This is a genomic window from Shewanella sp. Arc9-LZ, from assembly GCF_010092445.1.
In the GTDB taxonomy this organism is placed as follows: domain Bacteria; phylum Pseudomonadota; class Gammaproteobacteria; order Enterobacterales; family Shewanellaceae; genus Shewanella.
Genome location: NZ_CP048031.1, coordinates 1,056,016 through 1,068,685 on the forward strand (window position 1 = coordinate 1,056,016; position 12,670 = coordinate 1,068,685).

The 12,670-nt window shown below is 41.7% G+C and carries 11 protein-coding genes; 4 read left to right on the forward strand and 7 right to left on the reverse strand.

Annotation, left to right across the window (positions count from 1 at the left end; genetic code table 11):
* Positions 1-40: 40 nt before the first annotated feature.
* The gene (locus GUY17_RS04585) at positions 41-2,128 is read right to left on the reverse strand and encodes a M13 family metallopeptidase (RefSeq protein ID WP_101085903.1); all 2,088 of its coding nucleotides are present in this window, start codon (positions 2,126-2,128) and stop codon (positions 41-43) included.
* Positions 2,129-2,421: 293 nt separating this feature from the next.
* Between GUY17_RS04585 and rsuA the strand changes: the two genes are divergently transcribed.
* Positions 2,422-3,111, forward strand: a complete 690-nt coding sequence (rsuA, locus tag GUY17_RS04590) for a 16S rRNA pseudouridine(516) synthase RsuA (RefSeq protein WP_101085902.1) — start codon at positions 2,422-2,424, stop codon at positions 3,109-3,111.
* Positions 3,112-3,294: 183 nt separating this feature from the next.
* On the opposite strand, the gene GUY17_RS04595 is transcribed toward rsuA, so the two are convergent.
* The 3 genes from GUY17_RS04595 to GUY17_RS04605 are packed head-to-tail and all read right to left on the reverse strand — an operon-like array spanning position 3,295 to position 5,350.
* On the reverse strand, positions 3,295-4,233 hold the full coding sequence (locus GUY17_RS04595) for a DUF4097 family beta strand repeat-containing protein (RefSeq protein WP_162022446.1): 939 nt from the start codon (positions 4,231-4,233) through the stop codon (positions 3,295-3,297).
* Positions 4,230-4,856 (reverse strand): anti-sigma factor, encoded by a 627-nt coding sequence (locus GUY17_RS04600; protein WP_162022447.1) that lies wholly within the window; start codon positions 4,854-4,856, stop codon positions 4,230-4,232. The genes GUY17_RS04595 and GUY17_RS04600 overlap by 4 nt, the downstream gene beginning before the upstream one ends.
* Positions 4,853-5,350: an RNA polymerase sigma factor gene (locus GUY17_RS04605; protein WP_162022448.1), complete on the reverse strand. Its 498-nt coding sequence runs from the start codon at positions 5,348-5,350 to the stop codon at positions 4,853-4,855. The genes GUY17_RS04600 and GUY17_RS04605 overlap by 4 nt, the downstream gene beginning before the upstream one ends.
* 299 nt (positions 5,351-5,649) lie before the next feature.
* On the opposite strand from GUY17_RS04605, the gene GUY17_RS04610 reads away from it, so the two are divergent.
* A complete protein-coding gene (locus GUY17_RS04610) occupies positions 5,650-7,512 on the forward strand; it encodes a methyl-accepting chemotaxis protein (protein ID WP_162022449.1) in 1,863 nt (620 codons plus the stop codon).
* Positions 7,513-7,679: 167 nt separating this feature from the next.
* On the opposite strand, the gene rpiA is transcribed toward GUY17_RS04610, so the two are convergent.
* The 3 genes from rpiA to GUY17_RS04625 all read right to left on the reverse strand — a co-directional run bounded on the left by rpiA (position 7,680) and on the right by GUY17_RS04625 (position 10,592).
* Entirely contained in the window at positions 7,680-8,339 is a 660-nt protein-coding gene (gene rpiA / locus GUY17_RS04615) for a ribose-5-phosphate isomerase RpiA (protein ID WP_011636324.1), read from the reverse strand.
* 64 nt (positions 8,340-8,403) lie between these two features.
* On the reverse strand, positions 8,404-9,216 hold the full coding sequence (locus GUY17_RS04620; RefSeq protein WP_101085897.1) for a mechanosensitive ion channel family protein: 813 nt from the start codon (positions 9,214-9,216) through the stop codon (positions 8,404-8,406).
* 11 nt (positions 9,217-9,227) lie between these two features.
* Positions 9,228-10,592 (reverse strand): ATP-binding protein, encoded by a 1,365-nt coding sequence (locus GUY17_RS04625; RefSeq protein WP_162022450.1) that lies wholly within the window; start codon positions 10,590-10,592, stop codon positions 9,228-9,230.
* 346 nt (positions 10,593-10,938) lie between these two features.
* Here GUY17_RS04625 and pbpG point away from each other — a divergent pair, with 346 nt between their 5' ends.
* Positions 10,939-11,847, forward strand: coding sequence for a D-alanyl-D-alanine endopeptidase (pbpG, locus tag GUY17_RS04630; RefSeq protein ID WP_101085895.1), 909 nt, complete (start codon positions 10,939-10,941; stop codon positions 11,845-11,847).
* Between the two features lie 170 nt (positions 11,848-12,017).
* Complete coding sequence (locus tag GUY17_RS04635) at positions 12,018-12,662, forward strand: cupin domain-containing protein (protein ID WP_162022451.1); 645 nt, start codon at positions 12,018-12,020, stop codon at positions 12,660-12,662.
* Positions 12,663-12,670 lie beyond the last annotated feature (8 nt).

The window sequence follows — 12,670 nt, forward strand, 5'->3', positions numbered from 1 at the left end:
GTGTGTAAATGTGACCTAAGTCAGTCATTCGTCTTGGTGATTACCAAATTTTTACGCGACTAGCAGGCTCAATGTACATTTTGTCGCCTTCTTTCACGTCATAAGTGCTGTAGAACTCAGGCATGTTAGATAACGCACCTAATGCACGGAAATGACCAGGTGAATGCGGATCAGTTGCTACGCGGTTACGCATGGCTTCTTCTTTCATCTTCACACGCCAAATTTGAGTGAAGCCCATGAAGAAACGTTGATCGCCTGTTAAGCCATCAATAACTGGTGCTTCTTTACCGTCAAGTGACATTTTGTAAGCTTTATAGGCGATAGTCACACCTGATAAGTCACCAATGTTCTCGCCTAATGTTAAGCTGCCATTCACGTGTAGGTCGTCAAACACTTGATAACCATTGTACTGAGCGATTAATGCATTGCCTTTTGACTCGAATGCTTTTAAGTCAGCTTCGGTCCACCAGTCACGCATGTTACCTTCGCCATCAAATTTAGCACCTTGGTCATCAAAGCCATGGCCCATTTCGTGGCCAATAACAGCACCAATACCACCATAGTTAACCGCATCATCAGCTTCTAAGTTGAAGAAAGGCGGTTGTAAAATCGCAGCAGGGAACACGATTTCGTTCATGGTTGGGTTGTAGTAAGCGTTAACGGTTTGTGGCGTCATGTGCCACTCGTCTTTGTCAATTGGTTGGCCTAACTTAGCAAGACTTTTGTTATGCTCAACAATCGCTGCACGCTTGGCGTTACCGACTAAATCATCTGCTTTAATGGTTAGTTTGCTGTAGTCATCCCACTTGTTCGGGTAACCAATTTTAGGATTAAACTTAGCCAATTTATCTTTTGCAGCAACTTTAGTATCAGCACTCATCCAATCTAATGAATCAATGCTTGAACTATAAGCGCCACGTAGGTTTTCAACTAACTGTTCCATGCGGGTTTTAGCTTCTGGTGCAAAGTGACGTTTCACATACACTTTACCCACTACCTCGCCTAGCGTGTCACTCACAGTGCTCACGCCACGCTTCCAACGAGGTTCTTGTTCTTCTTGACCATTAAGCGTCTTAGAGAAAAACTCAAAGTTTTCGTTATCTAATGCTTCAGATAAATTGCTGGCATTATGAGTTAATGCCATCCAAGTCATGTAGTTTTTCCAAGTATCAAGGTCGTTATTTTTAAGCACCTCGTTTAAGCCTTGGATATAACTTGGTTGGTTGATAATGATATCTGTTTGCTTGTCGCCGCCAAGCGCCGCTAAATAACCATCCCAGTTAATTTCTGAAGCCAATTCTGGCAAATTCTTAACTTGGTATAGGTTGTATGTTTTAGTACTGTCACGCGTCTCAACTACGTCCCAATGCTTTTCTGCAATTTGAGTTTCAAGTGCAAGAATGGCTTCAGCGTTGGCTTTTGCATTTGGTAAGCCAGCAAGGTTGTACATTTTCTCAATATGTTCAACGTAGGCTTTACGGATGTTGACGAAGCGTTCTTCTTGATTAAAGTAGTAATCTTTCTCTGGCAGGCTTAAACCATATTGCCAAATGTGTGTGGCATAACGGCTTGAATCTTTAGCATCAATTTCAACATAGAATGCTAGCGGTGTACCGCCACCGTTTGCTTGGTTTTCACCAAAAAATGCGGTTAATTCTTTTTTATCTTTCAGGGCTGCAATTTTATCCAAATCAGCTTGGATTGGTGCAATACCTAATTTATCAAGCGTTTCAACATCCATGAATGAGCGATATAAATCAGCCACTTTCTGTTCATCTGTGCCATCGGCTAGATTTGGCGTCGCGCTTAAATCTTCAATAATGGCTTTAACGTCATCACGTGCATTTTCACGTAAGTCGTAAAATGCGCCAATGTTGGTACGGTCGCTAGGGATTTCTGCATTTTTCATCCATGCGCCGTTAACATACATATAAAAATCGTCTTGTGGGCGCACTGACTTGTCGATGTTGTCAAACGTGATGCCAGACGTAAGTGCTTTTTCTACTGCAGCAGCAGTAGCTGTTTTTGCGACATCTGCAGCAGGCGTAACGACTGCCTTGTCATCACTACAAGCACTCAAGCCTGCAATTAATGAGGCGCATAGACCGCCAATAACCAATTTTCTCATGTTGTTTCCTTTGCTTGATGTAAAAAGCCCTTCAATGGGGCATTGCGATCAGTGTCGCTTAATTCAGTAATAACCCCTTTATCCAAAGGGAAAAGCTATTACTTTTTATTGTGAATTGTATGTTAAGGCCTTATCCGCCTATAAAACAAGCCGCAAGGAGGCCTTTTTAGCGTGTTTTTTGTGAGGATGTGTAACCAAAAATTACCTTAGCGGTGAAAAATATCGGTGATTGATTTCTATTTAAGCGTGTAAGCAGCATAATAGCGTCAATATTTTTAGATTGAGTAATCATTGTGCGTTTAGACAAATTTATCTGTGAAAGTACCGAACTGACTCGGTCATTGGCCAAGAGAGCCTTGCATCGTGGTGACGTTACCTGTGATGGTGTTGTGGTCAAAAACTCAGGTTTTAAAGTACTACCACAAATGTCGGTGCATTTAGACGGCATATTAATTAGCGTGATTGGCGAGCGTTACATCATGTTAAACAAACCGGTAGACACCATTTGTTCAACCATTGATGAAGAATATCCATCCGTATTGAGTTTGATTGATATTGAGAAAATGGACACTTTGCACATTGCTGGTCGATTAGATGTCGACACCACAGGCTTAGTGTTAATTACCAGCGATGGTCAGTGGTCGCATAAAATCACTTCGCCAAAGAAAGATTGTGGTAAACGCTATTTGGTTGAATTAGCCGAACCTATTGATGACAGTTTAATCCAGGTATTTGCCGATGGTGTTGAGCTGCGCAATGAAGATGAGCTGACCAAGCCTGCTTTGCTCGATATTATTGACTCAACTCATGTGCGATTGACGATTAGCGAAGGTAAGTACCATCAAGTTAAGCGTATGTTTGCCGCGGTGGGTAATAGAGTGGTTAATTTACACCGTGAAGCGGTAGGTGATATCGAGTTAAACACGGACTTAGCCGCAGGTGAATGGCGCTTTTTAACCGATGCTGAAATGAAATCTGTGTAGTCATTATTTGAATATATAAAAGTGCCCGGTTGTCACCATATAATGATTACCGGGCATTTCTTTATCTGCTCATTGCAAATCAATTTCTACTCAATACAAAATCACTTTTTCAATACAGAATCAATTGCGAGCAAAGCGCTCTTTTATAAGCATCGCTTACCCCGAGCTAATGTTATTTTACACTTATTGAGTCAGGCTAATTTTGCCACTAATGGTATTGATGTTGACTTGACCTGTGCCAGCTTGAGTTTTGAACTGCAACGTTTTGGCTGGTGAGTACTTTTGTTTTAGCGGTTTATCATCGGTTAATTGATTGTCGATTTTTCCACCAGGGCCGCCATCAATCATAAAATTGATGTTAGGCATACCAGCAAACGTTAGTGCCATATCTCCACTTATGGTTTCGAGTTGAGCTTTGTTTAAATCGGCTCCTAAGGTTAATTGTGCATCGCCACTGATGGTAACAATATTCAACTCAGTGACTTGGTTAACGATTGCGGTTATGTCACCAGACACTTGGTCGACAGACAAATGTGTAAAAGCGCTTTGGCTTTTTAGTTCGCCACTGACTAAGCGCAGCTCAGCCTCGCCTTGGCTATTGCTATCAGTGATATCGCCCGATACTGTTTCGAGGTTAATTTTTCCTGCTAGCTCAGAGGTATTAATATTGCCTGACACCGTGGTGAGTTTAGTATTGCCACTAAGTTGTTGGGCGTTAATGTTGCCGCTGACTAACGCTAACGATATTTGGCCATTTAGCTGTGATAATTGATAACTGGCTGATACTCCCTCGGCATCTAAACCTAGCTGTTTAGGCAGGTAAATGGTCAGTTGTGACCCTTGTTTATTACTGCCCTGATAACTGCGGGGTAATTTATCTTCTACAATAACGCTATTGCCTTTAACCTCAAATATTAAGCCTTGGCTTAACTCATCAAGTTCACCTTTAATCTGAATGCTATTTTTATCCCAACTGACTAGCTCAACGTTACCCCGTTGTATTTTCATGCTGACCGAAGGGTTATCTGTGACCGTTAATTGTTGGTCAACGGCTTCTTTGGCCATTGAGATAAAACTGATACCGATTAACGGCACGATTAACACGTATTTAAGAATGCTCATATTGTATTTCCTTGTTGTGTCTGTTTAGACGTAAATGGGAGCTTTTGGCCTTGCTGTAATAAGGTGATTTGACGTTGCATGATCCAGCGCCATAATTGCCACATTTGTTGATTAGTCGGTTGTTGTTTCAATGCGGCTTGTACTTGTTTTGAGGCGGTATCCAGCTCGGCTAATGCTTGGCTAATATCGCTCTGTATCTGTTGTGGAGCATCAGTTGATGATAATTGCCAACTCACGGTGTATTGGTTTTGATTAAAAACATCCAGTTGGGTCTGATGAGTCATGGCTATTTGATCGACTAGCTCAGCTAATGTTGCCTCGGTTTGGGTTGAAGATGTCGTTAGGCTTACCTCGGTATTCACTGTGGCTTGTGGGGTGGTTGTCGTTAGTGCGGCAGTTTGCGGCAGCAATGAATTACCCTCTGGGCGTTGCCAAAGCAGGATGGTCAGCATACAAAAAACTGCAACGCTAGCGGCGATAAGCCAAGGCCGAGTCAGATGTTTTTTTTGCTGAGATTGAAGTGGTAACTTAGCTGCAATCGCTGGCCACAAATCGGTTGTCGGTTGCATCTCTAGCGGCAATGACTTGATTAGGCTATCGAGGTCTTGCGGTGACGGGTTCATGCAAGCATCTCCTGTAAAAATTGTTTAGCATTATGGTACTGCGCTTTACTCGTGCCCTCGGCAATGTTGAGTAGGGCGGCAATTTCTTTATGTTGATAACCTTCAATTGCACACAGTACAAATACCATACGAGTCCGTTGAGGTAATTTGGCAATACACTTATCCAATTGGTGATATTCATCAAAGGCAACCGTGGGTATGTCCTGCGGCTCAAGTTGCTCTGTCGGTATAAAGCGTCGCCACCACGATTGTTGTACCTTTAGTTCGTTAATCGCTTGGCGGACGCACAAGCGATGCAACCAGGTGGTAAATTGGCTGTCGCCTCTGAATTGGTCCAATTTATTCCATAAGCGTATAAAACAAGCTTGGGTCATATCGTCAGCAAGATGAGCTTGGCCACTCAATCTAAAGCAAATGGCGTAAACCCGCTTATGATGGCGCCGATAGAGTTGCTGGAATGCCTGTTTGCAACCAGTAACCGCTATTGCGACCAACTGACTGTCGTCAAGTGCCGCTAAGTGGCTTAATTGCTCGGTTTCTGACTGATTAATAGTGGCATCCTTAATGTCACAACATGTCCAATATGATGGTGTAGTTATTTGACAGCCTCAAGTCGGCAAAAGGTTTATATGAGTGGTTATAAATAATCACTTTTCTGTAATATGTTTAAGATTTTTTTATATTAGCCGATAACTAGTTGCTATACTTATGTTGCTAGATTGATCTAAAAATCCTTATCAGATCATACAATAATAACAGTAACGTTAAATCTTACTTTTAGGTGGTAGAAAATATGCTTATTCGTTCGAAACTTATTTTAAGTTCGATCATTTCAATCTCCTCAGTACTCGCGATGTTCGGGTTACAAAATTATTCTGAATCAGTCCTGTTGGAATTATCAACCGCATCGAGCAGTATTGTTGAAATTGAAAAAAAAGTGCTTGAATTACGTACTGAAGAAAAGGATTTTCTCCATCGTGCAGATACTGTTTATATTGAAAAATTTAAACATAGCATGAATGATATTTTGGCTTATATGGCTGAAGTACGTGTTGCGCTAGAGCACCAAGGAATGGATGTTGATGCTTTAGATGATTTTGAAAACAACCTCAATGATTATAAAACAATATTCAATGAAATTACTGCACTAAAAATTGAGATAGGCCTAACTCCCGAGTCAGGTTTATATGGCGATTTGCGTTCGGCAGTTAAAAAAGTTGAAACTGTGCTGAGTGATAATGCTGAGGATGCTCTGCTAGTGGCAATGCTACAACTGCGTCGCAGTGAGAAAGACTTCATGCTCCGTCGTGATCCTAAATATGTACAAGCTTTTGATGACGGAATTGGCCGTTTTTTAGCTCAAGTACAACAGTCTACTTTGTCTTTCTCTGACAAGGAGCAATTGAGCGCAGATATTAAAGATTATCGAGTGAATTTTAACAATTTAGTCAATAAAGAAGTGCTATTTGGTTTGTCGGAGCAAGACGGTAAAATGGCTGAGTTGCGGGATAAAATTCATCAAACCGATAATGATACCGTTACCCTGCGAGAGGAAACCTTGGCCGAAATTGAACATGGTAAAAATCAGGCTTTCATTATTGGCTTAAGCATATTTTTGTTAATCGCTGCAGTACTGTGTATTTTCACCTATTTAATTATTCGTAGCATTATTAAGCCGGTGCAAGATATTACCTATGTAATTTCTTCAATTGAAAAAAGTAAAGATTTATCAATGCGTTGTGATGAGTCTGGTAATGATGAAATATCGAAAATCGCCTATCACTTCAACCAAATGGTCATGACTTTTCAAGAATTGATTCAACAAGTGGACGAGTCGGTTACTGCAATGAATGAGTCGTGCCAAGAGCTGTCTCGAAATGCTATGACAGCTTCTAAAGGCGTATTACGCCAGCTTAATGAAACCGACATGGTCGCTACAGCCGTTACCGAAATGGGGGCTACCATTGACGAAATTGCCAAGAATACTGAATTGGCGGCCAGTAAAGCCAGCCAAACTCATGAGAATGCTCAATCTGGTCAACAGGGCGTAGAACTCACCGTTCAAAAAATCACCTTGCTAGCGAAGCAATTAGCCGATTCAGCCGCTGTAGTTACCGAACTTGAGCGAGACAGTGTCACTATTGGCAGTGTGCTTGATGTGATTAGAGGCATTGCTGATCAAACAAACTTATTGGCATTAAACGCGGCGATTGAAGCAGCAAGAGCAGGTGAACAAGGTCGTGGTTTTGCGGTTGTTGCCGATGAGGTGCGCACGCTAGCCCTGCGAACACAAACGTCGACCCAAGAAATTACTAGCATTATTTCAACCTTACAAGCGCGTACTCATTCTATTGTTGAGCTTATGCAAGAAAGCCAGCAGCAAGGGCGAGAGAGTGCTGAACAAGCCGCCATCGCGGGTGATGTTTTACGAACCATTACCAATGACGTGACCAATATTATGGACATGAGTACTCAAATTGCTGCGGCAATTGAGGAGCAAAGCATGGTTGCCGCAGAAGTGGGTAAAAACGTGGTGGTTATCCGTGATATTGCCGATGAATCATCGCAAGCAGCGGAAGAGAATGCCGCGGCTTCTGAAGATGTGAGAGTACGAGCCAAAGCACTGCATGAAGCGGTGAGCCAGTTTAGAGTGTAAGTCGTTGTCATTGCAGAACAGGTACTAAAACAGGTACTAAAACAGGTACTAAAATAGATACTAAAATAGATACTAAAACAGATAAAAAAATGGCCTAGCAGTAATGCTAGGCCATTTTTTTGTGCTGTTGCTAAACATTCAAGTTAATCAAGCGAATGGTTTAGTTTTTATAGTGTGATGGTGTTAACGCCATCAGGGGTGCCTACGAGTAGTACATCGGCACCGCGGTTAGCAAATAAACCGTTAGTCACTACGCCGACAATGGCGTTGATTTTAGTTTCCATTACTTTAGGGTCTAAAATTTTCATATTGTAGACATCTAAAATAACGTTGCCGTTATCGGTTATTACGCCTTGACGGTAAACGGGGTCGCCACCTAATTTTACCAGCTCACGCGCCACATAAGATCGTGCCATCGGGATGACTTCAACAGGCAACGGAAACTCACCTAAAATGGGCACTTGTTTAGTATTATCTACAATACAAATAAACCGTTTAGCTACCGCCGCGACAATCTTCTCGCGCGTTAATGCAGCTCCGCCACCTTTAATCATATCCATGCGGTCGTTAATCTCATCCGCGCCATCAACATAGACATCAATCAAATCAACACTGTTTAAATCAAATACTTCAATTCCGAGTTCGATGAGTTTTTTCGTTGATGCTTCAGAGCTTGATACCGCACCTTCAATATCATCTTTCATGGTGGCAAGTGCATCAATGAAGTGATTGACTGTAGAGCCTGTACCTACACCGACGATGGTGTCTTTTTTGACATACTGCAGCGCTGCCCAACCTGCCGCTTTCTTCATTTCATCTTGAGTCATAGCAAATTCTCCATTTTAACAATCAAAAAGTGTTATCTAACAATTGAGTCGATTATAGCGTAAATTACTGAAATACCGTTTGTTGTACATCATAAAATTGGGCATTTTTAAATGCGCTTAATACCCTGATATTGATGTCACTGATAAACTTTTTCTCTAATCTTACGTCCATCACATACGCTTTGACTGTGATGGTTTGTAAAAACTGGCCAAAGTCGTGCTCGTTACCTAAGTTGACAATAATGGGCTTATTTAAAAAGGTATATGGTGAGCATTGCGTCGCTTCTCTGGCCAGCGCGATGGCTTTGTTGTGATCGGCATTCATTGGAATGGTAAAACTCACTACCACCATTTCATCTAAAGCGCCGCTATTTGCATTGGATACTGCAGTTTTTAACGCCTCAGCATTAGGCACCATCACGGTATTATCATCAAAGGTACGCAGCCAAGTTACGCTCCATTCCAGTTTAATGACTTCACCATAATGTCCAGATAACGTTACCATATCACCAACGCGATAAGGCGGGTTGATCATAATAATAAACCCAGCAATCATGTTTTTGGCCGGTTCTTGGGTAGCTAAACCCACCACAATACTGATTGAACCTACCACTGCAAGGATTAAGTTCTCATGTGGATCGATAATGCCAACGATCGAATAAACAATCACACTCAGCCACACAAATAAACGCACAAAAGGGTATGACCGATTCCAAATTAAGCGGTATTTAGGCAAGGCTTTATTCAGTTGATTTAAGCAAAATTGGATCAGTACCAATAACAGCCACGCCATTAGACACAGCAGTAAAATACTGATTATTCGGTCAAACGAAATGATCTCTAAAAATGCTTGTAATGCTTTACGGGAATCTTCCATAGTCGCCTCGTTTAATTAAACAACTTATTGTGATTCACCAAATGGCTGGCGACAATTTTACTGAGTGTTGGAGTAATAAAGTAGAAATGCTCGGCAAAATCTTGTTGTGAATATTGCGCAATAATAAGTCCTTGGCGAGCTAAATATTCTAACTGCAAGCTGCTTTGTTCAATCGTAATGACAAAAATATGTGCATGCTGACTCACTCGTAAGCCACCATGAACATAAATCTCTGCTAATGAAAATAGGTCATTGTCTTGGCATTGTTGCAATACAGATGAGTTAATGCGGCAAATATCAATGCCATTATTTGAACGACTATTTGAACGACTATTTGAACTATTATCCGAACCGATATCGACTTGGTGCGCGAGAGAATACTGTAGCAACAATGATGCTAATTTGGGGTGCCCTTGGCTGATAGTGTACAGCTGTTTTAGCTGGTCTTTATAAGGATTAACAATATCCGCTTGATTATTATTGGTTTGCTCAGCTTGCTGTGCAGTGCTTTTTTTGGTGTTTTTATCGGCTGCAGTAGCGGTTTCTTTGGTCATCACGTCGTTACTGATTAACCCTAAATCAAGCAGATGCTTTGTTTGTATTGTGGCTAATTCGGTTTCACTGAAATAATCGAGCTGAAAAACATGCTTAATAAAGTGATGAATTTGGTACTGTGCGCTTAATCGTTGCCATGCAAATATTTCACAGCTTATGATCCAACAATGATGTTTACGCGTTTCCATCACGATAGTTGCAAAGGTTACCAAGGCTCGATTATTTCCCATCACTCTCAACATCAGCTTGTGCATATCATCTATCATAATTAGCTGTGGTGGTTGCTGGTTGATGGCGGCAATCGTTTCGGTGATGGTGTTTGGTGGCGTAATACCAAAACAATAACAAACATGGGCTATCGCGTCATTTGCGCCTAATGGCGCTTGATAAAAACTCATCAATAGCCACTTGGACGGCAACGGTTTTACGTCAGGCATCGGTGCTTTTTTAGTGTCTTCGGCGATAATGGTTTGCAGTAAAGGCGGCAGTTGGCCTAAAAAAGATGATCCTCCAGCTCCAGCAGGCGAGACAATGGCACTGATTTCGCCGTGATGATTACGCCATTGGTTTATCACATCGGTAATTTGCTTGAGTTGTTTTTCTCGGCCAACGAAATCATCACTGGCATAAAGTGACTGATATAGCATCACCTGAGTAATTGGACCCCGACGAGCTTGAAGCGGATATTGGTTGGCGATAGTCTTGAGCGACATCTGCCCTTTTTGCGCTTCATCAGCCTCTGTTTTTAGGGTAGCTTTCGAGGTCAATAAGCTATTGAGCCATGGGTTTAATCGACTAAAAAAACGCAAGTTAATGTCCATCTATACTCTCTTTTTAAACGACTTATTCAATCTTAACATGAAGACAACAAAAAGCGTTATCTGTGCAGAAGCTCATCTTCTTGTGCCCTTTATTCAATAACAAAGACCTCACTAATCGATTGCCAACACTATGACTAAAATAGCTCGCTTGGCGAATGCAGGGTTACCGTTTAGCTGTTTATCACTTAACTTGAGCCGGATTGAGATGAGTCATTGCGAATGCTTTTGACTCAAACTGCGCCAAATACACTAAAAACTTACTAATAGTGATTATTTATCTATTGTCGGTCTAATCCTTTATCGTATACTCAGTGGACTTATTAGGTTTATTTTTCAAGTGATGTTAATGAAACTTCGTTTCTTTTTTGCCTGCGCTTTATTATGTTCAACTTCGTTGAGCAGCCCAATGTCTTTTGCAGCACAAGTTGTGCAAATCAAACCTCAACAAGAGTTAGCCTCTGGTAGTGCTATGTTGGTCGACTTAGCCACCAATGAAGTTTTATATTCAAGTAATCCAAATCAACCTGTGCCTATTGCGTCAGTTACCAAGTTAATGGCTGCCATGGTGACATTGGATGCCAAGCTTGCATTAGATGAAAAAATCTCAGTAAAAATTACTGACTCACCTGTGATGCGCAATATTTATTCACGAGTGCGTTTAGGCAGCGTGGTGACTCGTGAAACAATGTTGTTATTAACATTAATGTCGTCAGAAAATCGTGCTGCGACCTCACTTGCACATAATTATCCAGGTGGATTTAAGGCTTTTGTGCGTGCAATGAACGACAAAGCGACCGCACTGGGCATGAGCCAAACCCGTTATGTTGAACCAACAGGCTTGTCACCTGACAATGTATCTAGCGCTAACGATCTCATATTATTGCTTAAAGCCAGTCAAACGTATCCGTTATTAGGCAAGCTGAGCTCGACCACTAAAAAGCACGTTAACTTTGAATCACCACGTTATGCCTTAGATTTTCAAAACACCAATAAACTGGTATTTAAAAACAATTGGAATATTGCATTAACCAAAACGGGCTTTACCAATAAAGCGGGCCATTGTTTAGTGATGTTAACTGAAATGAACAAGCGTAAAGTGGCATTTGTGGTACTGGACTCATTTGGTAAATACACCCACATGGCAGATGCCAACCGATTAAAGAACTGGCTAGAAACCGGGCGTACAACACCGATCCCTGCATCGGCTAAAGCCTATAAAAAACAACGCCAAGCGATTCTGAATAACAGTATTTAACTGCTGAATGACCACAATTAACGCCCATTCACTTTGTTGAATGGGCTTTTTTTATCAATACACTTTTAATATTGGCTTATTAATATCTATAGGTACCATAAAGTACCTGCTGTTTTATCGATTGTTAAAGCCTTACACTAATGGCAATTAAACGGTTGTAAGGTAGCAATATGTTAAACATGGATTTTAGCCAACGAGTGGTGATTAACACTGCCGATCTTGAATGGCAAAATAGCCCCGCAGCGGGCGTATTACGTAAACGCCTAGCGCGCGAAGAGGCTGAGCGTGGCCATGCGACCAGCATTGTAAACTATCAAGCTGGTGCTAAATTTAACTCACACCCTCATCCGTTAGGCGAAGAGATTTTAGTGCTCGACGGGGTGTTTTCTGATGAAACCGGTGACTATCCTGCAGGCACGTATTTGCGTAATCCTGAAGGTTTTGTCCATGCGCCATTTAGCGTTGAAGGTTGTACGTTGTTGGTTAAGCTGCACCAGTTTCAACCTACAGACTCACAACAAGTGGCCATTAATACCAATGAGACAGAATGGTTGCCGGGTCATGGTCAGTTGCAGGTTATGCCGCTACACCAACATGGTACTGAGTCGACTGCATTAGTGAAGTGGCCTGCGGGGACACATTTTCAACCACACCGTCATTTTGGCGGCGAAGAAATCTATGTCATTAGCGGAGAGTTTATCGATGAACTGGGTCGCTATCCTGCAGGTACGTGGATCCGCAGTCCGCATTTAAGTCAGCATAATCCGTATGTGGAGCAAGACACGGTGATTTTGGTCAAAGTAGGCCATTTGTAATAATCGCT

Excerpts from the sequence above, each read along its gene's own strand:
- GUY17_RS04585 (WP_101085903.1), bottom strand. The coding sequence starts at position 2,128 with ATGAGAAAATTGGTTATTGGCGGTCTATGCGCCTCATTAATTGCAGGC.
- GUY17_RS04595 (WP_162022446.1), bottom strand. The coding sequence starts at position 4,233 with ATGAGCATTCTTAAATACGTGTTAATCGTGCCGTTAATCGGTATCAGT.
- GUY17_RS04600 (WP_162022447.1), bottom strand. The coding sequence starts at position 4,856 with ATGAACCCGTCACCGCAAGACCTCGATAGCCTAATCAAGTCATTGCCG.
- GUY17_RS04610 (WP_162022449.1), top strand. The coding sequence starts at position 5,650 with ATGCTTATTCGTTCGAAACTTATTTTAAGTTCGATCATTTCAATCTCC.
- rpiA (WP_011636324.1), bottom strand. The coding sequence starts at position 8,339 with ATGACTCAAGATGAAATGAAGAAAGCGGCAGGTTGGGCAGCGCTGCAG.
- GUY17_RS04620 (WP_101085897.1), bottom strand. The coding sequence starts at position 9,216 with ATGGAAGATTCCCGTAAAGCATTACAAGCATTTTTAGAGATCATTTCG.
- GUY17_RS04625 (WP_162022450.1), bottom strand. The coding sequence starts at position 10,592 with ATGGACATTAACTTGCGTTTTTTTAGTCGATTAAACCCATGGCTCAAT.
- pbpG (WP_101085895.1), top strand. The coding sequence starts at position 10,939 with ATGAAACTTCGTTTCTTTTTTGCCTGCGCTTTATTATGTTCAACTTCG.
- GUY17_RS04635 (WP_162022451.1), top strand. The coding sequence starts at position 12,018 with ATGTTAAACATGGATTTTAGCCAACGAGTGGTGATTAACACTGCCGAT.